At 29.4% G+C, this 25,447-nt stretch carries 24 protein-coding genes; 18 read left to right on the top strand and 6 right to left on the bottom strand.

Annotation, left to right across the window (positions count from 1 at the left end):
* Positions 1–95: 95 nt before the first annotated feature.
* The 3 genes from COL3_RS07720 to COL3_RS07710 all read left to right on the top strand — a co-directional run bounded on the left by COL3_RS07720 (position 96) and on the right by COL3_RS07710 (position 2,721).
* Entirely contained in the window at positions 96–1,241 is a 1,146-nt protein-coding gene (locus COL3_RS07720) for an aminotransferase class I/II-fold pyridoxal phosphate-dependent enzyme (protein WP_008420712.1), read from the top strand.
* 84 nt (positions 1,242–1,325) lie between these two features.
* The gene (locus tag COL3_RS07715; protein ID WP_008420710.1) at positions 1,326–1,643 is read left to right on the top strand and encodes a pyrimidine/purine nucleoside phosphorylase; all 318 of its coding nucleotides are present in this window, start codon (positions 1,326–1,328) and stop codon (positions 1,641–1,643) included.
* Positions 1,644–1,758: 115 nt separating this feature from the next.
* Complete coding sequence (locus tag COL3_RS07710; RefSeq protein ID WP_008420709.1) at positions 1,759–2,721, top strand: AEC family transporter; 963 nt, start codon at positions 1,759–1,761, stop codon at positions 2,719–2,721.
* Positions 2,722–2,802: 81 nt separating this feature from the next.
* On the opposite strand, the gene dapB is transcribed toward COL3_RS07710, so the two are convergent.
* Genes dapB through COL3_RS07695 form a run of 3 tightly spaced genes read right to left on the bottom strand, consistent with a single transcriptional unit; the run spans position 2,803 to position 5,468 of the window.
* Positions 2,803–3,558, bottom strand: coding sequence for a 4-hydroxy-tetrahydrodipicolinate reductase (gene dapB / locus COL3_RS07705; RefSeq protein WP_008420708.1), 756 nt, complete (start codon positions 3,556–3,558; stop codon positions 2,803–2,805).
* A 9-nt stretch (positions 3,559–3,567) separates the two neighbouring features.
* Positions 3,568–4,446 (bottom strand): 4-hydroxy-tetrahydrodipicolinate synthase, encoded by an 879-nt coding sequence (dapA, locus tag COL3_RS07700; RefSeq protein WP_008420707.1) that lies wholly within the window; start codon positions 4,444–4,446, stop codon positions 3,568–3,570.
* A gap of 29 nt (positions 4,447–4,475) precedes the next feature.
* Positions 4,476–5,468: an aspartate-semialdehyde dehydrogenase gene (locus tag COL3_RS07695; protein WP_008420706.1), complete on the bottom strand. Its 993-nt coding sequence runs from the start codon at positions 5,466–5,468 to the stop codon at positions 4,476–4,478.
* Between the two features lie 435 nt (positions 5,469–5,903).
* On the opposite strand from COL3_RS07695, the gene COL3_RS07690 reads away from it, so the two are divergent.
* The 13 genes from COL3_RS07690 to COL3_RS07630 all read left to right on the top strand — a co-directional run bounded on the left by COL3_RS07690 (position 5,904) and on the right by COL3_RS07630 (position 19,554).
* Positions 5,904–6,128 carry a small, acid-soluble spore protein, alpha/beta type gene (locus COL3_RS07690; protein WP_008420705.1) on the top strand — a complete coding sequence of 75 codons (225 nt, stop codon included), beginning with the start codon at positions 5,904–5,906 and terminating at the stop codon, positions 6,126–6,128.
* Between the two features lie 96 nt (positions 6,129–6,224).
* Positions 6,225–6,965, top strand: a complete 741-nt coding sequence (locus tag COL3_RS07685; protein WP_008420704.1) for a class I SAM-dependent methyltransferase — start codon at positions 6,225–6,227, stop codon at positions 6,963–6,965.
* Between the two features lie 68 nt (positions 6,966–7,033).
* Positions 7,034–7,912: an Hsp33 family molecular chaperone HslO gene (hslO, locus tag COL3_RS07680; protein ID WP_008420703.1), complete on the top strand. Its 879-nt coding sequence runs from the start codon at positions 7,034–7,036 to the stop codon at positions 7,910–7,912.
* A 218-nt stretch (positions 7,913–8,130) separates the two neighbouring features.
* On the top strand, positions 8,131–9,984 hold the full coding sequence (locus COL3_RS07675) for an alpha-amylase (RefSeq protein WP_008420702.1): 1,854 nt from the start codon (positions 8,131–8,133) through the stop codon (positions 9,982–9,984).
* A 205-nt stretch (positions 9,985–10,189) separates the two neighbouring features.
* The gene (locus COL3_RS07670) at positions 10,190–11,032 is read left to right on the top strand and encodes a pseudouridine synthase (RefSeq protein ID WP_008420699.1); all 843 of its coding nucleotides are present in this window, start codon (positions 10,190–10,192) and stop codon (positions 11,030–11,032) included.
* Positions 11,033–11,134: 102 nt separating this feature from the next.
* Positions 11,135–11,464: a hypothetical protein gene (locus tag COL3_RS07665; RefSeq protein ID WP_008420697.1), complete on the top strand. Its 330-nt coding sequence runs from the start codon at positions 11,135–11,137 to the stop codon at positions 11,462–11,464.
* The gene (locus COL3_RS07660; RefSeq protein ID WP_008420694.1) at positions 11,461–12,939 is read left to right on the top strand and encodes an ATP-binding protein; all 1,479 of its coding nucleotides are present in this window, start codon (positions 11,461–11,463) and stop codon (positions 12,937–12,939) included. Before COL3_RS07665 ends, COL3_RS07660 begins: the two co-directional genes overlap by 4 nt.
* A 49-nt stretch (positions 12,940–12,988) precedes the next feature.
* Positions 12,989–13,687 carry a response regulator transcription factor gene (locus COL3_RS07655; RefSeq protein WP_008420691.1) on the top strand — a complete coding sequence of 233 codons (699 nt, stop codon included), beginning with the start codon at positions 12,989–12,991 and terminating at the stop codon, positions 13,685–13,687.
* A 214-nt stretch (positions 13,688–13,901) separates the two neighbouring features.
* Positions 13,902–15,074 carry a TolC family protein gene (locus COL3_RS07650; protein ID WP_008420689.1) on the top strand — a complete coding sequence of 391 codons (1,173 nt, stop codon included), beginning with the start codon at positions 13,902–13,904 and terminating at the stop codon, positions 15,072–15,074.
* Position 15,075: 1 nt separating this feature from the next.
* Positions 15,076–16,563, top strand: coding sequence for an efflux RND transporter periplasmic adaptor subunit (locus COL3_RS07645; RefSeq protein ID WP_008420687.1), 1,488 nt, complete (start codon positions 15,076–15,078; stop codon positions 16,561–16,563).
* Between the two features lie 12 nt (positions 16,564–16,575).
* Positions 16,576–17,313 carry an ABC transporter ATP-binding protein gene (locus COL3_RS07640; RefSeq protein WP_008420684.1) on the top strand — a complete coding sequence of 246 codons (738 nt, stop codon included), beginning with the start codon at positions 16,576–16,578 and terminating at the stop codon, positions 17,311–17,313.
* Positions 17,304–18,794, top strand: coding sequence for an ABC transporter permease (locus COL3_RS07635; RefSeq protein WP_008420682.1), 1,491 nt, complete (start codon positions 17,304–17,306; stop codon positions 18,792–18,794). Before COL3_RS07640 ends, COL3_RS07635 begins: the two co-directional genes overlap by 10 nt.
* Before the next feature lie 256 nt (positions 18,795–19,050).
* Entirely contained in the window at positions 19,051–19,554 is a 504-nt protein-coding gene (locus COL3_RS07630) for a hypothetical protein (protein WP_008420680.1), read from the top strand.
* A gap of 58 nt (positions 19,555–19,612) precedes the next feature.
* On the opposite strand, the gene COL3_RS07625 is transcribed toward COL3_RS07630, so the two are convergent.
* The gene (locus COL3_RS07625) at positions 19,613–20,236 is read right to left on the bottom strand and encodes a manganese efflux pump (RefSeq protein ID WP_008420678.1); all 624 of its coding nucleotides are present in this window, start codon (positions 20,234–20,236) and stop codon (positions 19,613–19,615) included.
* A gap of 324 nt (positions 20,237–20,560) precedes the next feature.
* Here COL3_RS07625 and leuA point away from each other — a divergent pair, with 324 nt between their 5' ends.
* Positions 20,561–22,231: a 2-isopropylmalate synthase gene (gene leuA / locus COL3_RS07620; protein WP_008420676.1), complete on the top strand. Its 1,671-nt coding sequence runs from the start codon at positions 20,561–20,563 to the stop codon at positions 22,229–22,231.
* 120 nt (positions 22,232–22,351) lie between these two features.
* Here the strand turns inward: leuA and COL3_RS07615 are convergent, their stop codons facing one another.
* A complete protein-coding gene (locus tag COL3_RS07615; protein ID WP_008420674.1) occupies positions 22,352–22,978 on the bottom strand; it encodes a VTT domain-containing protein in 627 nt (208 codons plus the stop codon).
* A 247-nt stretch (positions 22,979–23,225) separates the two neighbouring features.
* On the opposite strand from COL3_RS07615, the gene COL3_RS07610 reads away from it, so the two are divergent.
* Positions 23,226–24,098: a DegV family protein gene (locus tag COL3_RS07610; protein ID WP_008420673.1), complete on the top strand. Its 873-nt coding sequence runs from the start codon at positions 23,226–23,228 to the stop codon at positions 24,096–24,098.
* A 37-nt stretch (positions 24,099–24,135) separates the two neighbouring features.
* Here COL3_RS07610 and COL3_RS07605 read toward each other — a convergent pair whose 3' ends face one another.
* Positions 24,136–25,389, bottom strand: a complete 1,254-nt coding sequence (locus COL3_RS07605; protein ID WP_008420672.1) for a DNRLRE domain-containing protein — start codon at positions 25,387–25,389, stop codon at positions 24,136–24,138.
* Positions 25,390–25,447 lie beyond the last annotated feature (58 nt).

Genomic DNA, 25,447 nt, shown 5'->3' with positions numbered 1-25,447 from the left:
AAAGAGGAAGAAGCAAAAAAATACAAATAGTTTGAATCAATTTTGGTAATGTTGTAAAATAAGTTTATATTGCAAATACAGGGGGCAAATAAATTATGAATAAACAAGTTGAGAAAATACAAATTTCAGGAATTAGAAGGTTTGCGGAAAAGGTAAAAAAAGTTGATGGTGCGATTTCATTGACTTTAGGACAGCCAGATTTTCCTGTACCAATAGATATATCAGATGCTATGATTAAAGCTATCAATGATAATAAAACTGTTTATACCTCAAATGCTGGAATAGATGAACTTAGAGAGGAGATTTGCAGGTATTTAAATACATTTGAAATTAGCTATGATAAAGAAGAGGTATGTATAACAGTAGGAGGTAGTGAAGGGTTATATTCAGTACTATTTGCTGTAATGAATGCAGGAGAGAAAATTTTACTTCCAGGACCTGCTTATCCAGCTTATGAGAATATCGGAATTATGATAGGTGCAGACGTTGTAACATATCCATTAAGAGAGGATTTTACGCTGGATATAGGTGTAATTAGAGAAAAACTAGAAAAAGAAAATATCAAGGTATTAATGTTATCTTTTCCATCTAACCCGACTGGGGCAATTTTATCTAAAGAGCAAAGGGATGAACTTGTTGAAATAATAAAAGAAAAAGATATAATAGTTATAACAGATGAAATGTATTCAGCTATAATATTTGATGAATATTATTCAGTTGCGCAAGCAAGTGAAATAAAAGAAAAAGTCATATATGTAAGTGGTTTTTCAAAAATATTCTCTATGACAGGCCTTAGGATAGGGTATGTAGCATGCTGTGAAAGATATATGAAAGAAATAATGAAGGTACATCAATATGGTGTATCCTGTGCGCCATCTATAGCACAATATGGTGTTTTAGAAGGGCTTAAAAAATCATTAAATGATGTTGAAACTATGAGAAAAACCTTTGAGCGAAGAAAAAATTATTGCATGGATAGGATAAAAGCACTTAATTTGGATGTTTCAGAACCTAAAGGGGCGTTTTATATCTTTCCCTCAATTAAAAAATTTAATATGCCAGCGGAAGAATTTTGTGAAAAACTTTTAAATGAAGGAAAACTTGCCTGTGTACCAGGAACTGCATTTGGAGATTTAGGAGAAGGCTACATGAGAATATCTTATTGCTATAGTGATGAAATTTTAAAAGAAGCATTTGATAGGCTTGAAGTTTTTTTGAAAAAGAACTTTCCAAATAGTTAATTAAGTAGTTTTATTAAAATAATTATAATTATTTTTTGGTAAATTACTATATTATAAATAAAAAAATAAGTAAGGGGCATTACAATGAGTGAATTTAAAAATGTAACAGCAGTAAAAAAAGCAAATGTATATTTTGATGGAAAGGTAACCAGCAGAACTATTATATTTGAAGATGGCGAAAGAAAAACTTTAGGTATAATGCTTCCAGGTGACTATGAATTTGGTACTGGAGATAAAGAAATAATGGAAGTTTTAGGAGGCTCAATGGATGTTAAACTGCCAGGCAGCGATAAATTTGTTACATACAAAGAAGGAGAGTCCTTCACAGTTCCAGCTAATTCTAAGTTTAATCTAATTATAAAAGAAGTAGCAGATTATTGTTGTTCTTATATTAAAGAATAGCAATAACCTTAATTTAATAGCTATCCAGGGTGTTAATATACATGTTGGATAGCTATTTTATATTAACTTTATTGACAAAGGAAAAGGGCTTTAAGCTTATTAGGGGGCAATAAGAATGTTGATTTTTTTACATATATTAGGAAATAATATTATACCTATTTTTACATTAATAGGATTAGGATATATAGTAAGCAAAAAATTTGATTTGAATATTTTTACACTTAGCAAATTAAATTTTTATATATTTGTGCCGGGCTTTATATTTTACAACATTTATACTACTAATTTATCTTTTGATATGCTTAAAATATTACTTTTTAGCATCGTATATTTAATAGTCAATGATCTAATATCAAGAATTGTTTCAAAGTTTCGAAAATATGAGATAAGCCAGGAAAATGCATTTAAAAATTCTATTATGTTTAATAATACAGGTAATATAGGAGTTTCTCTTATTACACTTATTTTTGGAAGTACACCATATATCATTGATGGAAAGACACCATACCTAAATGAAGCGCTAGCAGCTCAGATTATGATTTTAATTTTTATGAATATTACAATGAATACAGTTGGCCTTTATAATGCCGGAAGAGCTAAAATGAATATTAAGGAATCTATTCATAAAATTCTTACAATGCCATCTATATATGCTATGCCTCTTGCACTTATGCTTAAATATCTAAAGATTGATATAACGTCAACACCATTATGGCCTGCCCTTGAATACATAAAAGGGGGACTTGTACCTATAGCATTAATAACATTAGGGGTTCAACTTTCAAAAACTGAATTTGATTTTAGGAATATTAATGTAAATATAGCGGTTTTTACACGTTTGATTATTGGTCCCTTACTAGCATTAATATTGATACACGCATTTAGATTTTCAGGAATTATTGCGCAAACACTGCTTATTTCTTATTCAGTACCAACAGCTGTAAATACAGCCTTAATTGCTGTGGAATATGATAATGAGCAGGACTTCGCATCTCAGGAAGTAATGGTTTCAACAATTCTTAGTGCCATTACACTTACCTCTGTTATATACATGGCAGGAGTTTTATTTCCAATTTAGAATATTACAGTTTAGTGATTAAAATATTAAAAGAAACAGAAGGGATGAAATATCTCTTCTGTTTCTTTTGATTAATAATCTTTATTCAAGTCCTATAACATCATTCATGTCATATAATCCTGGGTTAGTCACTGTAGCCATATATTCACATGCTTTTAAAGCACCAACTGCAAAAACTTCTCTTGAAATTGCTTTATGAGTTAACTCAATTACTTCACCAGATCCAGCGAAAATAACATCGTGATCTCCTATAATAGCTCCGCCTCTAACAGCGTGTATTCCAATTTCACTTTCTTCTCTTTTAGAATTTCCTTCACGGCCATATATATACTTTGTAGAATCTTTTATAGAATTCTTAATGGAATCTGCAAGCATAATTGCAGTACCGCTTGGTGCATCTACTTTTTGATTGTGATGTTTTTCAATTATCTCAATATCGAAGTTTCCATATAGCATCGGAGTAATTTTCTTTAATACAGAATTTATTAAATTAATACCAAAAGACATATTGCCTGATCTAAATAACTTTAAAGATTTACTCTTTTCATCTATTAAAGCTAAATCCTCTTGTGTAAACCCAGTTGAACATATTACTAATGGTTTGTTAGTTTTTTCAGTTATTTCTAATAGATCATGAAGAGCGTCAGCTCTAGAAAAGTCTAGTAATACATCATAATCTATATTTAAATCTTGTATAGTTTCAAAAATTGGGTATGAAGCATTGCTAGGATACTTATCAATTCCGGCAATTATTTCTACACCTTTAAATTTTGCAGCACACTCAGTAATCATTTTACCCATTTTACCTGAGCAACCATTCAATACTATTTTTATCATCTTATCACCTTACATCAATTTATTATCTATCAAAGCAGCTTTTAGTATTTCTTCATTGTTACTGTCCATTTCGCAAAGAGGAAGCCTTAAAGGACCAACATCGAATCCCATAAGATTCATAGCTGTTTTAACTGGGATTGGATTTGTTTCTATAAATAAAGTGTTAGTTAATGCTAAAGTATCTAGCTGGATGTCTAAAGCTTCCTTAAAATTATTGTTTAAACATTCTTTAGCTATAGTATGCACTTTGTTTGGAATTATATTAGCTAAAACTGATATTACACCTTTTCCACCTAATGACATAATAGAAACAATTTGATCATCATTACCAGAATAAATATCAATAGAATCTCTGCATAATGCTTTCATTTGTGCTATTTGACTGATGTCTCCACTTGCTTCTTTTATAGCAGCAACATTATTTAACTTTGAAAGCTCAGCTAATGTTTTTGGAGTAATATTTACTCCAGTTCTGCTAGGAACATTATAAAGTATTATTGGTGTCTTTACTTCATCATTAATAGCTTTAAAATGCTTTACTAAACCTTTTTGAGTAGTCTTATTGTAATATGGAGTAATGACAAGAAGTCCATCAACCCCAACACTTTCAGCATACTTACTCATATAAATAGAAGAAGCAGTATTGTTTGACCCAGTACCTGCAATTACAGGAATTCTTTTGTTTATTATATTAACTGTAAATTTAATTGTATCTTTTTTCTCTTTTTCTGTCATTGTAGTAGCTTCACCTGTAGTACCACAAATTACAATAGCATCAGTACCTTGACTAATGTGCCATTCTAATAATTCTTTAAGTTTTTCGAAGTTAACTCCATTTTCATTAAAAGGGGTTACTATAGCTACAGCCGAGCCTTGAAATATTGACATTTAGATTCCCCCAACATAATTGCTATAGACTATTTATTGTCTTTAATCATAATTTCAGCTATTTGAATAGCATTAAGAGCTGCTCCTTTTCTTATGTTATCACCAACAACCCATAAGTTTAGACCATTGTCTACACTGAAATCTCTTCTAATTCTTCCAACATAAACATCATCTTTTCCAGAAACTTCAAGTGCAGTAGGATATTTTAATTCCTTAACATCATCATATACAGTTACACCTGCAGTGTTTCCTAATAATTCAAAAATATCTTTTATATCAAATTCTGAATTTAACTCAACATTGATACTTTCACTATGACCATTAAGTACAGCAACTCTGGCAGTAGTAGCAGTTACTCTTAAGTTTGGTTCATGAAGTATTTTTCTTGTTTCCTTAATCATTTTTTCTTCTTCTTTAGTATAGCCATCTTCTAAGAAAACATCGATATGAGGTAATACATTACCTGCTATAGGATAAGGGAATTTCTTAGGTGCTATGCCTTTAACGCCATCCTCTAAATCTTTAATACCTTGGATACCTGCTCCTGATACTGCTTGATAAGTAGAATATACAATTCTTTTTATGCCATATTTATCATGTAAAGCTTTCATTATAGGCATAGCTTGAATTGTAGAACAATTTGGATTTGCGATAATTCCTTTATGAAGTTTTATATCCTCTGGATTAACTTCTGGCACTACAAGTGGTACCTCAGGATCCATTCTCCAAGCACTACTATTATCAATTACTACAGCCCCATACTCTGCAAATACAGGTGCAAATTCTTTACTAGCATCTCCACCAGCTGAAAATAGTGCATAATCAATTTTTTTATCTTTTATATTTTTTTCGCAAGTTTCTTCAACAACATAATCCTTTCCTTTAAATGGTAAAGTACTACCTTCTGATCTTTTTGATGCGAAAAGATATAAATTTTTTACTGGAAAGTTTCTTTCTTCTAAGATTTCTAAAAATTTTCTACCTACATTTCCAGTAGCCCCAACTATTGCAACATTATACACAATAATCCCTCCTAATTTTATTTATAATTATTTTTACACATACAAATACTATAGTTAAATATTGAATAAATATCAAGTGATTGAGCAAAATAAGTTGAAAAAAACTATTCATTGTCTATTAATATTCCATTAATTAGTAAGACTATAAATTTAAGTGTATACTTATGCATATTTATACCATAAACTGGTCGTACTGTAACATACACAGAATATACTGAAATAAAATTAGGGCGATTTTTTGAAAAAATATTTTCTTAGAATAGTACAAACACTTGAAGGAAATAATAATAACAATAATGTTTAACTTTACTGTATTTCTTTATTTAAGATAAATTTGATTAGAATAATTTTAAAAGAATTAATTCATGGTTATCATTAGGAAAGCAACAAAATTTAGAGATGAAAAAATTAAAAATAGATTGGCAGGGATATAAAATGAGCAATAATAAATCAGTAAAAAAAATTATAAAGGCTAAGATTAAAGCAAATAAAGAACTTACGGAAGAAGAGAAGATAAGAGAGAAAATTAAGTATGAAATTGCTGAAGAATTAGGATTAACTGATAAAGTTAAGAAAGAAGGATGGGGGGGACTATCTTCTGTGGAAACAGGCCGAATAGGTGGAATAATGGCAAAGAGAAAGAAAAATAATATAAAATAGTGCCTGGCAAGTGTTGGCTAATTTGACTAAGTAAAGAATTACGATATAATATATTAGATGAATTAGTATACTTAAATTGAGGGCGTGATAATTTAAATGGCATATAAGGAGTTTGCAAACATATATGATGAATTAATATATGAAGATATTGATTACGATAATGTTGAAAAAAAAATTATAGAACTTTGCAAAGAAAATAATGTGAAATTTCAGGACTATTTAGACTTAGCCTGTGGCACAGGTAATGTGGCAGTTAGAGTAGGGAAGAATTTTAAAAACATATACGCTGTTGATTTATCAAATGATATGTTAAATGTAGCTTTTGATAAGTTTAAAAAGAATAAAATTAAAGCTAAAGTGATATGTCAAGATATGTGTGAATTAAGCTTAAATAAAAAATTTGACCTTATAACATCTGTTCTTGACAGTACTAACTATATAACCGAAGATGAAGAGTTATTTAGTTATTTCTCGAATGTTTATGAGCACTTAAATGAAGAAGGATTGTTTATCTTTGATATAAACTCATATTATAAACTTTCTTCAATACTAGGGAATAATATATTTACTTATAATTGTGATGATATTTTTTACACATGGGAAAATTCTTTTGAAGATGACATATTAAATATGTTTTTAACTTTTTTTGTAAAAACTGAAAATAATCTTTATGAAAAATTTCAAGAAGAACATTTTGAGCGTGCATATAAAGAAGAATATATAGAAAAAATGCTAACTAAATGTAAATTTAAAATAATAAATAAGTTTGAAGGGTATTCTAATAATAAAGTAAATGAAAATAGTGAAAGAGTACTTTATGTTGTAAAGAAAATATAATAAAATTCGTTAATTGTTAACTCTTAACTGTTAACTCTTAACTAAACTAAGTAGGAGATGAAACAAATATGCAAGATAAGATAATTAAAGCAACTGCAAAAGATGGAATGGTTAGAATAATTGCTGGAATTACTACTGAATTAGTAAACTATGGAAGCAAGATACATGAATGTACACCTGTTGCAGCAGCTGCTTTTGGTAGAATGTTGACTGCTGGTGCAATAATGGGAACAACTTTAAAAAATGAAAAAGAAGTTATAACATTAAAGATAAATGGAAATGGAGAAGCAAAAGGAATTACTGTAACAGGTCATAATGATGCATCTGTTAAAGGGTTTATAGGTAATCCATATATTAATAGGCCTCTTAATGAAAAGGGTAAATTAGATGTTGGGGGCGCTATTGGTACAGATGGTATTTTATATGTAATAAAGGATTTAGGGCTTAAAGATCCATATGTTGGACAAGTGCCGATTCAAACTGGTGAAATTGCAGAAGATTTTGCATACTATTTTACAGTATCAGAGCAAACGCCATCGGCAGTATCACTTGGAGTATTAGTAGATAGAGATTTATCTATTAAAGCAGCAGGAGGATTCATTGTACAGATGATGCCAGGTGCAGATGACCTTCTTGCGGATGTAGTTACATATAGATTAGAAGAAATTCCACCAATAACTACATTAATTAGTGAAGGAAAGACTATCGAAGAAATTTTAGAATTTATATTTGACGGTATGGATTTAAAAATATTAGAATCAATAAACCCGGAATATAAATGTGATTGCTCTAGAGACAGGGTAGAAAAAGCATTAATTTCAGTAGGTAAAGAAACACTTCAAGAAATATATGATGATAAGAAAACTGAAGAAATTGTTTGTAATTTCTGCAATACTAAATATGAATTTACTAATGAACAAATAGGCCAGTTATTAAAAAATAGCTAAATCCTGTTTTGAATTAAATATATTGGAATTAAAATAGAGGGTAATTTTTTATAAATTAACCTTTATTTTTATGTTAAGAATTTCCCTTGAAAAACATATGTAGAAAAATGTGGTATAATTTAAATTAAGAGACTGCTAAAAAGTAATATTAAAGAAAATGGTATAAACGAATATTTATATAATTTCGTTACAGAAATTATATTTACTGGGGGTAAAAAATGGGGAAGATTAGTAAGGCAATAAAATTGAAACTTCAAGAATTAAGAATTGATGATATTTTTAAAGAAAAAATATTAAAATATAAAGATTATACAAAAGATGAACCTGGAAATATTGAAAATGAGAGTAAAGAAGAAAAAATACAATCAATAGATATTAATGAAGCACAAGAAGATGAAGATAAGATAATTGAATATAAAAATCACGAAGATAAAGATTTAAATATTGATGAATCAATTAAAGTTGGAGTAGAAAATTTAAAAAAAGATTTAGTAAAAGAAAATAAAATATTAAAAAGACCATTTAAAATAAATAAATCCTATAAATTAAAACATTTAGAGGCTTTAGAGGAAGTTGTAAAAAAAATAGAATTTGAAGAGAAATCACAACAAGTTCTTAAAAATGTTACAATAAACGAAACTATGATGCAATATTTTGAATGGTACTATCCATGTGATGGGTCTCTTTGGAATAAGATTGCAGAAAATGCTGAAGAGTTACAAAGTGTCGGGATAACGGCCCTATGGCTTCCTCCAGCTTATAAAGCAACAAATGGAATTTATGATGTTGGCTATGGGGCATATGATTTATATGATTTAGGAGAATTTAATCAAAAGGGAACTGTTAGAACAAAATACGGTACTAAGAATGAATATTTAAAAGCTATTGAGGCTGCCCATAAGAATAATATTAAAATTTATGGAGATGTAGTATTTAATCATAAAGCAGGAGCTGATGAATCAGAAATTGTGCTTGCAAGGCCAGTTTCAGATAGTAATAGAAATGAATACATAGGTGAGAAAAGAGAAATTAGAGCACATACTGTTTTTAATTTTCCAGGTAGAGGTAATAAGTACTCTAAGTACCAATGGCGTGCAAAAGACTTTGATGGTGTAGATTTTGATGATATTTCAAAGGAACACGGTATTTTTAAATTTGAAGGTAAAGAATGGGAAGAGGATGTAGATTTAGAAAATGGGAATTATGATTTTTTAATGTTTGCAGATTTAGATATGGACAACCCAAATGTAATTAATGAACTAAATAATTGGGGACAATGGTACTTAGAGCAAACAAAGGTAGATGGTTTTAGATTGGATGCTATTAAACATATTAGATTTGATTTTTTTTCAAAATGGCTTAAGAATATTCGAGAAAACAGTAAAAAAGAATTATTTGCAGTTGGAGAATATTGGACCCATGATGTTAATAAATTAAATTATTATATGGAAAAAAGTAATAACAGCATGAATTTATTTGATGTGCCACTACATTTTAATTTTTATAGTGCCAGTAATTCTTTTGGAAATTTTGACATGAGAAAATTAACAGATAATACTCTTTTAAAAATAAGGCCAGACAAAGCAGTTACTTTTGTTGATAATCATGATACTCAACTTGGGCAATCATTAGAATCATGGGTACAACCTTGGTTTAAACTATTGGCTTATACATTTATATTAACTAGGAAGGAAGGATACCCATGTGTTTTTTATGGAGATTATTATGGCATACCAGAGAAGAATTTTCAAGGATTGAAAGATAAACTGGATATACTTTTGAAAGCAAGGAAGAATTTTGCATATGGAGAACAGCACGATTATATGGATGATGCTTCTATTATAGGTTGGACACGAGAAGGAGACGATGATCATAAAGATTCTGGACTTGCAGCTGTAATTACAGTTAACACTGGAGGTATGAAAACCATGTATGTCGGACATAAGCATATTGGAGAAACGTGGATAGATCTAAGTAACCAGTGCCAAGCAAGAGTAATAATAGATAATAATGGATGCGGTGTTTTTAGTGTGCGGGATGGCTCTTACTCTATATGGGTAAAAGAAATATAATTAACTATTTGCTTAAATCTTACTTTAAAGATTTGAGCTTTATTTATTTACGGCAATGTATTTTTACTTTAACTGTTATTATAGCTAGACTAGGTGGTATTCTGCTACAATTAACTTATACGAGGAAGCATTTGGGCTAGAAAAAACAATTCTACTAAATTAATATATTAATTTGATTTTATAAACTTGAAAGGAAAATTAAAAAATGAGAATAAATAAGCTGTTTAGTAATTATGGAATTTGTTCTAGAAAAGAAACAAATAAATTAATCGAGGAAAAAAGAATAAAAGTAAATGGTGAATATTGTGAATTAGGACAGTGGGTTGAAGAATCAGATGAAATAATGCTTGATGATAGTCGTGTTTTGCCAAAGAAAAAAATATATATTGCATTAAATAAGCCGGTTGGGATTACTTGCACAGCAGAAAAAAATGTAGATAATAATATAATTGATTTTATAAAATATCCTCAGTACATTTTCCCAGTTGGACGATTAGATAAAGACTCACAAGGGCTTATTCTTATGACAAATGATGGCGAGTTAGCTAACGAAATTTTAGAATGTGATAATATGCATGAGAAGGAATATATCGTTGAGGTTAATAAAGGTTTTAGTGGTGATTTCGTAAAGCAATTATCTCAAGGGATTAATATTACTGGCAATGAAGGTTCAGGTATTAAAAGAATAAGTGATACCCTTGGTATTAAAAAAAATGAAATTAATGAAAAAGTTTTATTAACGAAGGAAAGCATTAACAAATTGAATACAATTCAATTAAATAGTTTAAGTAAGAACAAAGCTAATATTGTCAAAACACGACCTTGCAAGGTTTTTAGAATAAACGAAAATTCATTTAGAATAATATTAACCCAAGGGCTTAATAGGCAGATTCGTAAGATGTGTGGAGCTTTAGGTTTTGAGGTTATAAAATTAGAAAGAATTAGAATTATGAATATAATAATTAATGATATGGATATAGGCAAGTGGAGATATCTCTGTGAAGAGGAGGTAGAGGAATTAAGGAGATTAGTTAGTTTAAATGATTAATCTATTATGCGCAAAGGTAAATCATAAGTACATAATCATTATTGAAATAGTTATAACCCTATGAGATAATTTAACATATCAATATATAGGGAGAGTAAAAAAATGGATAAAGAATATATTAATGCAAAAGAGGCGACCCTAAAATATAGGTTGTTTTTAAAAGTTGTAACTTCAGTAAAGACATTTGATTCATATAATAGTTTTTTTAATATTTATGACCAATCTGAAGAACCATGCAGAAGGATTGCTGTTCTTACGAAAACAAAAGAATTGGAAGAAGTATATGATGAAAATCCGACTGAAAAAATTAATGAATGTAAAGTAATTGATGGTAACATATGGATTAAAGAGTTTTCCTTACTTACTAATCCTGAAAAGATTGATTTATCAGACTTAGTTGTAGATAAAAAATTAATTGAGGAATTATTATGAGAATAAAAAAAAGGCTTACAATTTCAAATATTCTTATGTTGATAATACCCGTAGTTATGATACTTTTCATTGCTGGAATAATGTATATACCATTTTCAAATGCATATGAAAGTAAATTTGCCAGTGATAGGGAACGCGATCCAAATGCATACTTCATTCAACAAAGTTTAAGACCTGATATGAAAAACTTTGAAAATAAAAATGATTTTGCTAAATTGCCAGATACATTGCAAAAGTTTCTTACCCCTAAAGGATATCATTTGATAATTACATACGATGGGGAAATAATATCATCAAATATTACTGATGCAGATAAAGAAGCTATTTCAATAATAGGAGATAATATACTTTTTCAATCTAATTCGTTAGTTTTGGAAATGAATACTACATCTTTAGTTAAGAATAGTTTTAAAAAGGATGATAAGATTGTTAATATAATTGCAATCAACTCATCTTATAAACCAATAAGATTTGACTTTAAAAGTGAAATAGCTTCTTTTATGATAAGTTATATAGCTATTGTTTTTGTAATTTCCTTAATCGTTGTAACTATAACTAATGCTGTATTATCTAGCAGAATTTATAGAAAGCTAATAAGACCTTTAGAACTTTTAAGTTATGGAGCTGAGCAAATAAAAAATGGAAATCTTGATTTCGAGATGAATTATGATAGTGACGATGAATTTAAGCAGGTGTGCAGTGATTTTAATGAAATGAGAATGCGTTTAAAGGATTCAGTAGAGATGCAGTTAAAATATGAGGAGAATAGAAAGCAATTGGTAGTGGGGATTTCTCATGATTTAAGGACTCCATTAACTGCTATAAAAGGTTATGTTGAAGGTTTGCGTGATGGGATTGCCAATACTCCTGAAAGGCAAAAAAAATACTTAGATACAATTTACACGAAAGCCTGTGATATGGATATATTAGTTGATAGTCTATTTTTATTTTCAAAGCTGGATACAGGCCAATTTCCATTTAAATTCAGCATAATAAGTATAAAAGAATATATAAAAAGCTTCTATGAGTGCACTAAGAAGGAGTTTTATGGAAAAGAAGTGGGAGTTTTATTGGAATGTAATTGTAGTGATTATTCCATGGTAAAGCTTGATCAGAAAGAGATGAATAGAGTTCTCTTAAATATAATGGATAACAGTGTGAAATATAAAGGAGACAAAAAGGTTAACATTAAGATTAATTTGCATGAAAAAGATGATTTTATTATTTTAGAGCTAAGGGATAATGGTACAGGTGTTCCCAATGAAGATATACCCAAATTATTTACAAGCTTCTACAGAGGAGATGTTGCACGTACAAAACCTAACGAAGGAAGCGGACTTGGACTAGCTATAGCAAAACATATTGTTGAAGCTCATGATGGAGAGATTAGTGCTTATAACGACAATGGTCTCATAATAAAGATAATCCTACCAAAAAGCCACATCAAAACTAAATATAATATCAATAATAAATAGTAAATTATAATATACAAGTGAATAAGAGGAGAGAATTGGAGGAGTTAAAGTGAAAACAATATTGATTATAGAAGATGATGAAAGTATTGCTGAATTAGAAAGAGATTATCTTGAAATAACCGGGTTTAACACAGAAATAGCCCAAGATGGACACAAGGGATTGGAATTAGCATTAAGTAAAGATTTTGATTTGATTCTCCTAGATGTTATGCTTCCAGGTAAGGACGGCTTTAAAATTTGCCAAGAAATAAGAGCTTTTAAAGAAATCCCAATTTTATTGGTTACAGCGAAAAAAGAAGATATATATAAGATACAAGGTCTTGGAATTGGAGCAGATGATTATATAGTAAAACCATTTAGTCCTAGCGAGCTTGTTGCAAGAGTTAACGCACATATTTCACGTTATGAACGTCTTACAACTTTAGAAAAAAGTACTGATAATGAAAAAAGTTCAATAATTATTGGAAGAGTTAAAATCTTGCTTAAAGCGAGAAGAGTTTATGTTGGAGAAGAAGAAGTTAAGTTTGCAAATAAGGAATTTGAATTGTTAATGTTCCTAGCTTCAAATCCTAATATTGTCTTTTCAAAGGATACTTTATTAGATAGGATTTGGGGAGAGGAATCCTTAGGCGATAGCTCCACAGTTACTGTACATATAAATAGAATAAGGGATAAAATTGAAATAGATAGTAGTAACCCAGAATATATAGAAACTGTGTGGGGTGCTGGTTATCGATTTAATATGTAAACTAAGAAAAACTATATTTGCAGTTAATATTATATTCATTTATTAAGATATTAGCTGCAAATATATTTTTTTTACAAAAAATATTTAACATAAATTTAACATTGGTTTATATTTTGTTTATATATGTGTAACGTGAAAGTTAGAATTACCAATTATAATAGAAAGAAATTACAAATTTAATTTTCTAAAGTGACAAATTGAGGAGGAGACAAGATTGAAAAAAACATGTATAAGTTTTTTAATAATCACTTTAATAACATCGAGTAGCATATCATTACTTAATATGCCTTATGCATATGCAGATACAACTAGCAACAGCTCAACTGAAACGTCAGATGATAGTGCTATTAAAGTATCATTAGAAAACATAAGGGATATTATGACTGAGAATAACTTGGATATTAAGATTCTAGATAACAAATTAAAAATTGCAAGACAAACATACGACGATGACAAATCTACCTATACTTCAAAAACTGAACCAAAACAAGAAGATTATAAGGATGCTAACGGTAATGATGATACTACAGCCTATAATAAAGCTTTGGATGAATATAATTCAGCTAAGGATGCGTATGACAAAGCAAAGGATGATTTGAAGACTGCTAGAGATAATTATGATAAAGGTGTAGAAGATCAAGTTTATGCAGCTCAACAAGCATATATAACTTATTTATATGATTTATCAAAAAAAACTATAGCCGAAGATACAAAAAATCAAAATGAAAAGAAAGAACAGATTTATAAGCTTCAATATGATAGTGGATTTATATCTAAAAATAAATACACTTCTTTATTACAGGGAAATACATCTGCTAATGATTTAAATTCAGCGCAGGATACAACGGAGCTTGACAGAGTTAAATTGTGCAATACTTTAGGAATTAGTTCAGAAGAAAAAGTAGTATTTAATACTGATATAACTACAGATTTTCAAGTTATTGCTAAAATAAATTATGAAAATGACTTGAAACAAATGCTCGACAACAATTTAGATATAAAAGTACAAAACGATGACATTAATGATTTGGAAGATCAAGAAACTGATTACGATAAGAAGGATCAAGAAGATATTTATAATTATATGTATGAAAATGCCAACAGTCAGCTAAAAAAACTAATGGATACTGCAGAAACAGACTTTAAGTCAAAATATAATGACCTTATTACTTCTTATAATTCACTAAAAAGCAGCTATGATGTAATAAATCAAAAGCAAGCAGAATACAAAATCACTCAGACAAAATACGATTATGGATTTGTTTCAAAAAATGATGTAGATGCTGCTAAGTTGACTTTAGATAATGATAATGCTGATTTTATAAATAAAAGAAATGAGTGTTATTTGAAATATTTAAAGTATATTGAAATGAAAGAAGGTTACTAAATTGAAGTTGTTATTTCATAAAAAAGGTTTAGAAAGTAAGGAAATAATAGAAAAAGGATTAGCTAAGAAAAAGTTTTTTACTAAAAAGAAGATTATAAGTATAGTTTCTGTATTACTTGTAATAGTTCTAGGGGTTACGATATATAAGGTGAAATTTGCAAAAACAAAAACAACACAAAGCAGTGTTAAATATACAGTGCTTAAGAAAACAAATATTGCATCAACAATTAGTTCATCAGGAGCAATAAAGAGTGGAGACTCTACAAATATATATTCTAATTTAGAATATAATGTTGCATCAATTAACGTTGAAATAGGTGATGTTGTTAAGAAAGGCGATATTCTTGCAACAATAGATACATCAACTTTGCAAGAACAACTTTCTGAAGCTGAACAAACACTTGCTGCAAATGAACAAAAAAATAATTTATCATTAGCAAGCGCGCAGCAAAAATATGAAAATCTAAAATACTTGCACGATAATAATTTACAAACTGATGTAATAAATGCCGAGAAAGCCGTTGACAGTGCAAAACTTGATATGGAGAGTAAAAGCAGGACTTATGAATATGATAAGGTAATGTTTCAAAATGGGGAAATATCAAAAGAAGATTTAAGTGCAGCAGAAACAAATTATGAAAATGCTAAAGGTGCTTACGATAAAGCGACTGTAGCATTAGAAGCTACAAAGGTTAATGCTGAACAATCATTAGCTGAAGCAAAAACAGCATATGAATCAGCTCAAGCAACTGCTAATGATAAAAGCAGCAGACTTGCATATGAAGATAAGAAAAAGAAGTTAGAAGATGCTCAAGTAGTAGCAACAGTAGATGGTACTGTAACTAATGTTAATGCTGTAGTTGGAGTACAAGCATCGGGGGCGTTATTTGTAATTCAAGACCTGAATAATTTAATAGTAAATGCAAGTGTTGATGAAACTGATGTTGCAAAAGTAAAAGTTGGACAAAGAGTGGAAATAACAACAGATGCATCTGGGGCAGATATCATTCCGGGGCAAGTAGTAAGTGTTGAACCTGTATCTAGTACTGCAAGTGCAAGTACTAGCAGTACTAGTACAAGTAGTGGAAAAACTAGTACATCAACTAGTACAACAAGTAATTCAACAAGCAGTGATGTATCCTTTACTGTTAAAGTACAATTAACTGGTCACAATGATAAAGTAAAAGTAGGTATGAATTCAGTAGTAAATATTATTACAGATGAGAAGGATGATGTATACTCAGTACCATACGGAGCAGTAACTAAAAGTAATGGACAAGATGTAGTATATGCAGCAGTAAAACAAGATAAACAATATGTTGTAAAAGAAATACCTATTACAAAAGGTATAGAATCTTCTACTAATGTTGAAATTGAAGGTTCAGACCTTTCTGATGGACTATTTATACTTACTGATCCAGCAAATTATCATGTTGGAGATGCTATAACAATTGAAACTCAAGGATATAATCGTAAAACAAGTAAGTAGGAGGTGAAATTTTTGGCTAGAAATATAATAGAAATGAAAAATATTAAAAAAAGCTTTTACATTGGAACTCCTAATGAATTAAATATATTGAAAGGCATTGACATTACAGTGCAGGAAGGGGAGTTTGTATCTATTATTGGAACCTCCGGTTCTGGTAAAAGTACCCTAATGAATATAATAGGTGCACTTGATCGAGCGACTTCTGGTAACTATGTGTTGGATGGCACAAATATTGATGAAATTTCAGATAATGGACTTTCTGAAGTAAGAAATAAGCAAATAGGATTTGTATTTCAAACCTATAATTTAATACCAAGGAGTTCAGCTTTAAAAAATGTTGAATTACCAATGCTTTATTGTGGAATGGGTAAAAAAGAAAGAAGAGAACGAGCTGAACAACTTTTGGAGCTTGTTGGAATGAAAGATAGAATGTCTCATCAACCTAATGAACTTTCAGGAGGACAAAAGCAAAGAGTTGCAATTGCAAGAGCGCTTGTAAATGATCCAAGTATAATACTTGCCGATGAACCAACAGGGGCACTTGATTCTGCAACTGGAAGAATGGTAATGGATTTATTTCACAAAATTCATGAAGAGGAAGGGAAGACCATAGTACTCATTACCCATAATAATGAGCTTGCAGATGAAACTCAAAGGATTATAACCCTAAAAGATGGCAATATAGTAGCAGAAGAATTGAATAAAAATTATTATAGAAGATTCCGAGAAGAGGAAAAGGTATGTTTATAAAAGAAAATATTTTGCTTGCAATAGCAGGCCTTAGAGCAAATAAAATGCGAGCATTGCTTACAATGCTTGGTATAATAATAGGAATTGCATCTGTAATTGGTGTTGTTTCAGTTGGAAATGCAATGACATCTTCTTTGACAAGTTCAATGGCTTCAATGGGTGCTACAAATATTACAGTAAATGTTCAAGAAAGAAGTTCAACAAATACTACAGCGAGTACAGGCACAAATAATTCAAATAATCAGAACTCAAAAAATTCAGCAGGTAGTACACAAAATGGAAATGGGGGATCTCAATCTAAAGGAGGGCAACAGGGCAATGGTGGCCAACAAGGAAATGGCGGATCTCAAGCTAGAGGAGGTGCTCAAGGAGGCGGAGGAATGCCAGCAGGCGGCGCTATAAGAGCAGCAGGAGGCGGCGGTATGCCTCCAGGTGGTTTTGGTAGACAAGGAAAGTCAAGCAGCACTGCAAAGGATACAGATCTTATGACTATGCAGCAAATAAATGAGTTACAAGATAACTTTAGTGATAAAATTAGTTCATTAAGTTTGTCAGAGAATGGTGATTCAGGTAAAGTAAAAAATGAAACAACGTATGCCAATATAAGCACAGTAGGCACAAATGTAGGGTATAAAGATGTTAAAAGTATAGAAATTTCGGAAGGTAGATACCTTTTACAAAACGATATTGATGGTGCTAAGGATGTAGCAGTAGTTTCTGATAAATTAGTATCAAAAATATTTGGTGATGGTGTAGATCCTATAGATCAAAAGATAAAAGTGTATACATCTAGCGCTATCCACACATATACAATAATTGGAGTATATAAATATAAAGCTCAAGGTGGAAGTAGAACATCGTCTGATGAAAATCTAACAACAGATTTATATGTGCCAATTACAGTTGCTAAGAAAACTGCAACAAATAAAAATTATCAAACATTTACAATAAAGGCTAAAGATAATGTAGATGTTCAAACTTTTACAACTGAATTATCAGATTATTTATCAAAGCTCTATGTAAAAAATACAAAGTTTGAAGCAGCAGCAAGTAATATGGAAAGTATGCTTGAAAACATGACAACAATGATGACTACAGTGGCTTTAGCTATATCCGCTATTGCAGGAATATCACTTGTAGTTGGTGGAATTGGAGTAATGAATATAATGCTTGTTTCAGTTACAGAGAGAACAAGGGAAATAGGTACTAGAAAAGCACTTGGTGCTAAGAGCGGCCATATCAAGATGCAATTTATTGTTGAATCAATTATAATATGTTCAATAGGTGGTATCTTAGGAATATTACTTGGTTTAGGAGCAGGGGCAGCAGGCTCGAAAGCAATGGGCTATGCTACTACGGTATCTCCACTAGTAATTTTAATAAGCTTTTCATTTTCAATGTTTATCGGTGTTTTCTTTGGATACTATCCAGCGAAAAAAGCTGCGGAACTTGATCCAATTGAAGCTTTAAGATATGAATAATAATTAATGTAAAATTATTTTATAGCACTTTCTTTTAATTAAAATAAAAAGAAAGTGCTATTTTATTTAAAATATAAAGGAAACCGTATTCCAAAAGATAAGATTTACTGAAAAAAATAAAAGTATTATTAAGGAAATATTAAGATAATATTGATTGAAACCTTAAAATTCATAAAGTAAAATAATAAACTGTAAGGAATATAATTTTATAAGTAATTATTTTAAATTATGTATTTTAAGAGATGAGGGAAAGAAGATGATGAATAAAAATAATTTTTGGGGATTCTTTTTTATAGTAATCGGAATATTATTATTTATGTCAAGATTATTGCATATACAATTGTTTGGGATGGATAGATTATGGCCTTTGTTCATATTGATACCAGGTTTATCTTTTAATTTTGCATATTTTGCAACAAGAACTAATCCTGGAGTATTAGTTCCAGGAGGAATATTAACCACACTTGGACTTTTGTTCTTTTTTGAAACCATAACTAATTGGCATTTCGCTGGTTATACATGGCCAATATATCCTTTTTCTGTCGCAATAGGATTATTTCAACTATACTATTTTGGTGGTCGAAAAAGGGGACTACTAATACCAATATGTATTCTAACTATAATACCAGCTGTATCTTTTGCAAGTATGTTGTTTGGTAATATATTTAGGGTAATTAATACGACACTAGTAGTACCTGCTATTTTGATACTAGTTGGTATAGCTTTAATATTTGGTAAGGGACATAAAAATATAGAATAATAAGTATGCCATCGAAAATTTTATTTTTAAATTTTTCCGATGGCATATATTTTTAAAATTAAACAAATGCCTCATATATTCCTAGTACAATTAAAATTGTTCCTGAGATAAAATATGAGTGTTCTTGAAACCATTTTATTAGACTCATGTTGGTATTATAATAACCGAAGTAAACTGATATTATGGATAAAATAAAGTAAAAAAATACACTAATGCCAATATTAACACCTGTTATGCTGGCTGCAAAAGAGGCTAAAAAATTATCTATTCCAATAGCTAAAGAGAGATTAAAGCATTCTTTTATATCAATATGATTCGATTTATCAGAATCGACAATTATAGGGTTTTCCAAGATGTTTTTATATCTCATTGGACTTATATAAAAATAGGAAGTATCGTATCCAAGGTGTTTTTGTTCCAATCTAATATATTCAACAATAAATGATAATCCAATAAAACTTAATAGAACAGCACCAAATATATTATCTAATTTAAATCCAAATAGAGGTTGAATCAATCTACCAATGTACATTGATATAAAGAGAGAAATAGAAGTTAAAATTGTGAGTAATATCATACTTGATTTAGGCAAATAGATTTTTTTAGTACCATAAGATGAAGAAACTGATAGAGTGTCTATATTTGAAGAAATAGCTAGTAATAGTGGTGATAAAAAAATCATATGGAACTCCTAAAAATTATTATAGTATAATATATTCTATTGATGTAAAAAATGTTATAAATTGATACATTAATAAATATCATTCAGGAATATTGTTTAATTTATTGAAAATAGTATGAAATATTTACATATAGTAGGTCATATGGTAAAATATTTTTATCGCTCAAATTTATAAAGAGGTGGTTTAGGTGGGGTTAATAAGAAAGTAGATAAGAAAATTATATTTATTATGAAAATTCGAGGTATAGTTGAGGGATTATATCTGGGAATAAGAAATCAAGTGGAAGCTAATTTTATAATAAATATATTTTGGGGGGCAATTAAATGTTAAATTATAAAAAATATAAAAGATTTGAAACAATAAAATTGAAGGGCAGAACATGGCCTGATAATGAAATAACTAAGGCACCAATTTGGTGCAGCGTTGACTTAAGAGATGGGAATCAAGCTCTCATAAATCCAATGACTGTTGAAGAAAAAGTTGAATTTTTTAATTTACTTGTTAAGTTAGGATTTAAAGAAATTGAAGTGGGGTTTCCATCATCATCGCAAATTGAATATGATTTTTTAAGAAAGTTAGTTGATGAAAATCATATACCTGATGATGTAGTGGTGCAAGTGTTAACGCAAGCTAGACCACACCTAATTAAAAGAACCTTTGAAGCATTGAAAGATGTAAAGCAGGCAATAGTTCATATATATAATTCAACTTCGGTACTTCAAAGAGATGTTGTTTTTAACATGAGCAAAGAAGAAATTAAAGAAATTGCCATAGAAGGAACAAAATTAGTAAAAAAATATTCTGAGAGTTTTGATGGAAAGATATTTTTAGAATACTCTCCTGAGAGTTTTACTGGAACAGAAGTAGAATATGCATTAGAAATCTGTGATGCTGTATTAGATACTTGGGGAGCCGCTAAAGATAATAAGGTTATAGTCAATCTTCCATCAACAGTACAAATGGATACTCCAAATGTTTATGCAGATCAAATTGAGTGGATGTGTAGAAACTTTAAAGATAGAGAAAGAGTGATTGTAAGTGTTCATCCTCATAATGATAGAGGAACAGGTGTTGCAGATGCAGAACTTGCAATGCTTGCAGGAGCTGACAGAGTTGAAGGAACTCTATTTGGAAATGGAGAGAGAACAGGAAATGTAGATATATTAACTATAGCTTACAATATGTTTTCTCATGGTGTAAATCCAGAGTTAAATCTTGAGAATGTAAATGAAATAATAGAAGTATATGAAAGATGCGTTAAAATACCAGTTCATGTTAGGCATCCGTATGCCGGAAACCTTGTATTTACAGCATTTTCAGGCTCACATCAAGATGCTATTAATAAGGGAATGAAAAAATACCAAGAAAGACATGATAATATATGGCAAGTACCTTATTTACCTATAGATCCTAGTGATTTGGGAAGAGAATATGAAGCGTTAGTGAGAATTAACAGCCAGTCAGGCAAAGGTGGAATTGCCTTCGTTATGGATCATTGCTATGGATTTAAGATACCAAAGGTAATGCAAAAAGAATTTGCTGATGTCATCCAAAGGATTTCAGAAGGAAAGGGAGAAGTTTCTCCTTCAGAAGTTATGGAAGCCTTTGAAAGAGAATATTTGAATTTAGAAACGCCATTTAAGCTTGTAAAGTGCACTATTTCAGATATTTCTGAAGATGATGGTGAAGAAGATACTAAGGTAAATGTAACGATAGTTTATAATGGAATTTCAAAGGAACTTGAAGGCATAGGTAATGGACCTATAGATGCATTTAAAAATTCATTAGCAGAAAGCAGCTTAATTAATGTTAAGATTATAGATTATACAGAACATGCATTAAGTACTGGTTCTGAAGCTAAGGCTGCTGCATATGTATACATGGAAAGAAATGATATTGATAAGAAAACTTTTGGTGTTGGTGTAGATAGTAATATTACAAGAGCATCAATAAAATCAATGATAAGTGCAATTAATAGACTATACTCAAAGTAATTATTAGTTAAATTAAAAATTGAAAAATAACTGACGGATATGTATTTAGATTTTACATATATGTCAGTTATTTTTTATTATTTAGATAAGAATTCGCTTTACCACTAAAAATTTCTATAACTAGCCAATTTGTTTATTCCATTTTCTTAAGTTATAAAAATTTATTAATACAACAAAAATAAGCATCACACTAAATACATATAAAGAATACTTTATACTAATTCCTAAAAAGGTGTATAAAAGAATTATTGGAGTATCAGCAAGAAAAATAGTTAAAACATACTTAATAAAGGTAATCTCTGCTAATACAGAAAACAAACAAATAATATCTGATGGTACAACTGGAGATGAAACACCTAAGGCTAGAATTTGTACATTATTTTTTTTGATAGTATTATATATTTTTGGGTATTTATTTATAATTTTATTTTGATAATTCATGCCTAACGTAAGCTTAGCGAAAAAATACAGTAGAACTTCGCTCATTAGATTAGCTAACGCAGTTAAAATAAAAGCGTCTAATGGATTAAATAGAACACCTCCTATTATTATAAAAACTGTGCATGGAATAAGTGTGAAAATTCTTAATGAAGCAATAATGAAAAATAATAGAGCACTATAATTTTTATATGTATTCAGAAAACTAATAATTTTTCCCACGCCATCGATATATAATTCATATTTAAAGAATATGAATAGAATTGCCAACCAGAATAATAAAACTATGATTTTAAATAATTTAGTCATTTGCGCCTCCGTATAGAATGATTATGTAAACATTTTTGTAAAAATATTCTTGTATTTACTTATAAATCTATTATACCAATAAATTTAGAAGATGAAATATAAGAATTTATATATTTAAGAAATAATTAATATATTAAATTTTGCATTAATATTTAATTTAGTTAACAAGAATTATTGTTATAAGTAATACATAATATTTTAGGAATATAAGTTAGATTGAATATTATATTTCGAAAGGAAGAATTAAATGAGAGATTTCAAAATAATAACAGATTCCGGATGTGATTTATCTTATGAAATAATCAATTCTTTAGATATTGAGTATTTAGGGCTAGAGTGTGAAATTGAGGGTACACGGATAATTGAAGATGGTGGCAAAATATTAAATTATAAGAATTTCTACGAAAAACTAATAAAAGGAGCAATGCCAAAGACAAGTCAAATAACTCCAAATAGATTTATACAAATATTTGAAAAGTATATTTCCCTGAAATATGATATTTTGTATATAGCCCTGTCATCAGGCTTAAGTGGAACATTTAATAGTGCTTTGACAGCAAGGGAAGAAATCTTGGAGAAGTACCCAGAAGCAAATATAAAAATTATTGATTCAAAAGCTGCTTCTAGTGGACAAGGATTGCTAGTATATACTGCGGCTAAGTTAAAAGAAGAAAGTAAAAGTCTTAATGAAATAGTAGATTATATTGAGGAGTATAAAAGGAACTTATATCATTTTTTTACAGTAAAAGATTTGAAACATTTGGAAAGGGGCGGCAGGATTAACAGCGCATCAGCCATAGTCGGCAGTGTGCTTAATATTACCCCAATTCTTACCGTTAATGAAGAAGGAACTTTAGAAGTTATAAAAAAAATTAGAGGAGAAAAGAAAGTTTTAAAAGAGTTAATTAAATACATTGGTCAAAATATCTGTGAGAATAATTTGAATACAGTGTTCATCTCCCACGCAGATAATAATGAGAGTGTGGAATTTTTATTATGTTTAATAAAAGAAAAATTTAAGGTAAAAGATGTGATAATTAGCTATATGGGTTTAGCAGTAGGCAGTCATACTGGCCAAGGCGCTGTTGGAGTATATTTTTTGGGGAAAAGACGAAAGTAATTTATGCTAAGAAAAAAGATATTATTTATTGGTTCAATTATTCTTTATAAGAACCATAAAATAATATCTCTTCATTATCACCTAAATCTATTTTGGGCATAATAGCAATATTGTATGTTTTATCTATATGCATAGGAAAATCACTAGATAAATTATCATAAATATCTGTTGTATAGTAATTATCAATATGATTTGAACTGTGTCTCTGTACTCTAACATTGACAGCAGCAATGTATTTAGAGTAAGGGGCCACAGTTCCTGTAACATGTATCTGCCTTAATGTACAATAATCATGAAAGCTGTGAGTAAAGATATCCTTTAATAAAATAAAAATATTATCAATTATACTATTCAATGAATCTAAGGACAACTGATTATTTATAATTGAATTGCTTATTAAATATGGAACTATGAATCCGGCAGCAATTTTTGGTGTTAGTGGTAGCTGCAGTTGCTGTTGAGCAATATTATTATGAAATGGCATAGAATTTAATAAGCTGTTACTTTTATTTATTAAAATATTAGGATAGCTATCTAATATTTCACCATTGACAAAGGCACTTTTTGTTAACGGAGGATCTGGAGCAGAATTATTTTGGTAATGTTTTAGTATAACGTTATTATGATCTTTTTGAAAAGGATTATTTTTTACACTATTATATTGTTCAATAAGACCTTCTATAGGATTATTGTAGATATTGTTATTTCTATTTGGATAATTTTTTTGTATCATAGGTTCTTTCTCAGCATGTGGATTTGCTCTTGATCTAAACCGTTTATCAGTATAAGAAGTAAAATATACTTTTAAAAATGGAATAAGATATTTTTGTCTACATATAGCGGAACCAAAATGCAAAAGAGAATTTTTAATTCTACTACATAACATTATGCTTGTATTTATATTAACATCTTTAAGCCATATTTTTACTAATGAGGTAATGGGAATTGCTACAGCCGTTTTTGATGTCATAGGATAAAATATTTTTTTAAAGTTATCATTAATTCTAGGGTGATTTCTAAAGGTTGTATAAGTACTAAAATACTCATCTAGGGAATATACTTCAAAAATTTTATCGTCATCATCATAAAATTTATCAGTTTTAAATAATACTAGTTCTGCATAACTTATTGAGACATCATTAGGGATAGTAGAAATATCAAAAAAAAGATAGCTTATATAGTTATTAATACCATCATTTCCTACAGATATAATATCGTTATTGATATTTCTAGTTGGAAACTTATTAGTTATTGTTAAACTTTTGCTTGCAGGAATAATTATGCTAGCCACATTTTAACCTCCAATTTATATGCTTTAAAACATGAAGTCATAGAATGACTCCATGCAA

Origin of the sequence: Clostridium sp. LS (assembly GCF_002760435.1) — a bacterium.
Classification (GTDB): Bacteria; Bacillota; Clostridia; order Clostridiales; family Clostridiaceae; genus Clostridium.
This window is presented reverse-complemented; position numbering and strand designations above follow the sequence as displayed.

Bases quoted from the DNA above. Each gene is read 5' to 3' on its own strand.
- COL3_RS07720 (WP_008420712.1), top strand. From the start codon at position 96: ATGAATAAACAAGTTGAGAAAATACAAATTTCAGGAATTAGAAGGTTT.
- COL3_RS07715 (WP_008420710.1), top strand. From the start codon at position 1,326: ATGAGTGAATTTAAAAATGTAACAGCAGTAAAAAAAGCAAATGTATAT.
- COL3_RS07710 (WP_008420709.1), top strand. From the start codon at position 1,759: ATGTTGATTTTTTTACATATATTAGGAAATAATATTATACCTATTTTT.
- dapB (WP_008420708.1), bottom strand. From the start codon at position 3,558: ATGATAAAAATAGTATTGAATGGTTGCTCAGGTAAAATGGGTAAAATG.
- dapA (WP_008420707.1), bottom strand. From the start codon at position 4,446: ATGTCAATATTTCAAGGCTCGGCTGTAGCTATAGTAACCCCTTTTAAT.
- COL3_RS07690 (WP_008420705.1), top strand. From the start codon at position 5,904: ATGAGCAATAATAAATCAGTAAAAAAAATTATAAAGGCTAAGATTAAA.
- COL3_RS07685 (WP_008420704.1), top strand. From the start codon at position 6,225: ATGGCATATAAGGAGTTTGCAAACATATATGATGAATTAATATATGAA.
- hslO (WP_008420703.1), top strand. From the start codon at position 7,034: ATGCAAGATAAGATAATTAAAGCAACTGCAAAAGATGGAATGGTTAGA.
- COL3_RS07675 (WP_008420702.1), top strand. From the start codon at position 8,131: ATGGGGAAGATTAGTAAGGCAATAAAATTGAAACTTCAAGAATTAAGA.
- COL3_RS07670 (WP_008420699.1), top strand. From the start codon at position 10,190: ATGAGAATAAATAAGCTGTTTAGTAATTATGGAATTTGTTCTAGAAAA.
- COL3_RS07665 (WP_008420697.1), top strand. From the start codon at position 11,135: ATGGATAAAGAATATATTAATGCAAAAGAGGCGACCCTAAAATATAGG.
- COL3_RS07660 (WP_008420694.1), top strand. From the start codon at position 11,461: ATGAGAATAAAAAAAAGGCTTACAATTTCAAATATTCTTATGTTGATA.
- COL3_RS07635 (WP_008420682.1), top strand. From the start codon at position 17,304: ATGTTTATAAAAGAAAATATTTTGCTTGCAATAGCAGGCCTTAGAGCA.
- COL3_RS07630 (WP_008420680.1), top strand. From the start codon at position 19,051: ATGATGAATAAAAATAATTTTTGGGGATTCTTTTTTATAGTAATCGGA.
- COL3_RS07625 (WP_008420678.1), bottom strand. From the start codon at position 20,236: ATGATTTTTTTATCACCACTATTACTAGCTATTTCTTCAAATATAGAC.
- leuA (WP_008420676.1), top strand. From the start codon at position 20,561: ATGTTAAATTATAAAAAATATAAAAGATTTGAAACAATAAAATTGAAG.
- COL3_RS07615 (WP_008420674.1), bottom strand. From the start codon at position 22,978: ATGACTAAATTATTTAAAATCATAGTTTTATTATTCTGGTTGGCAATT.
- COL3_RS07610 (WP_008420673.1), top strand. From the start codon at position 23,226: ATGAGAGATTTCAAAATAATAACAGATTCCGGATGTGATTTATCTTAT.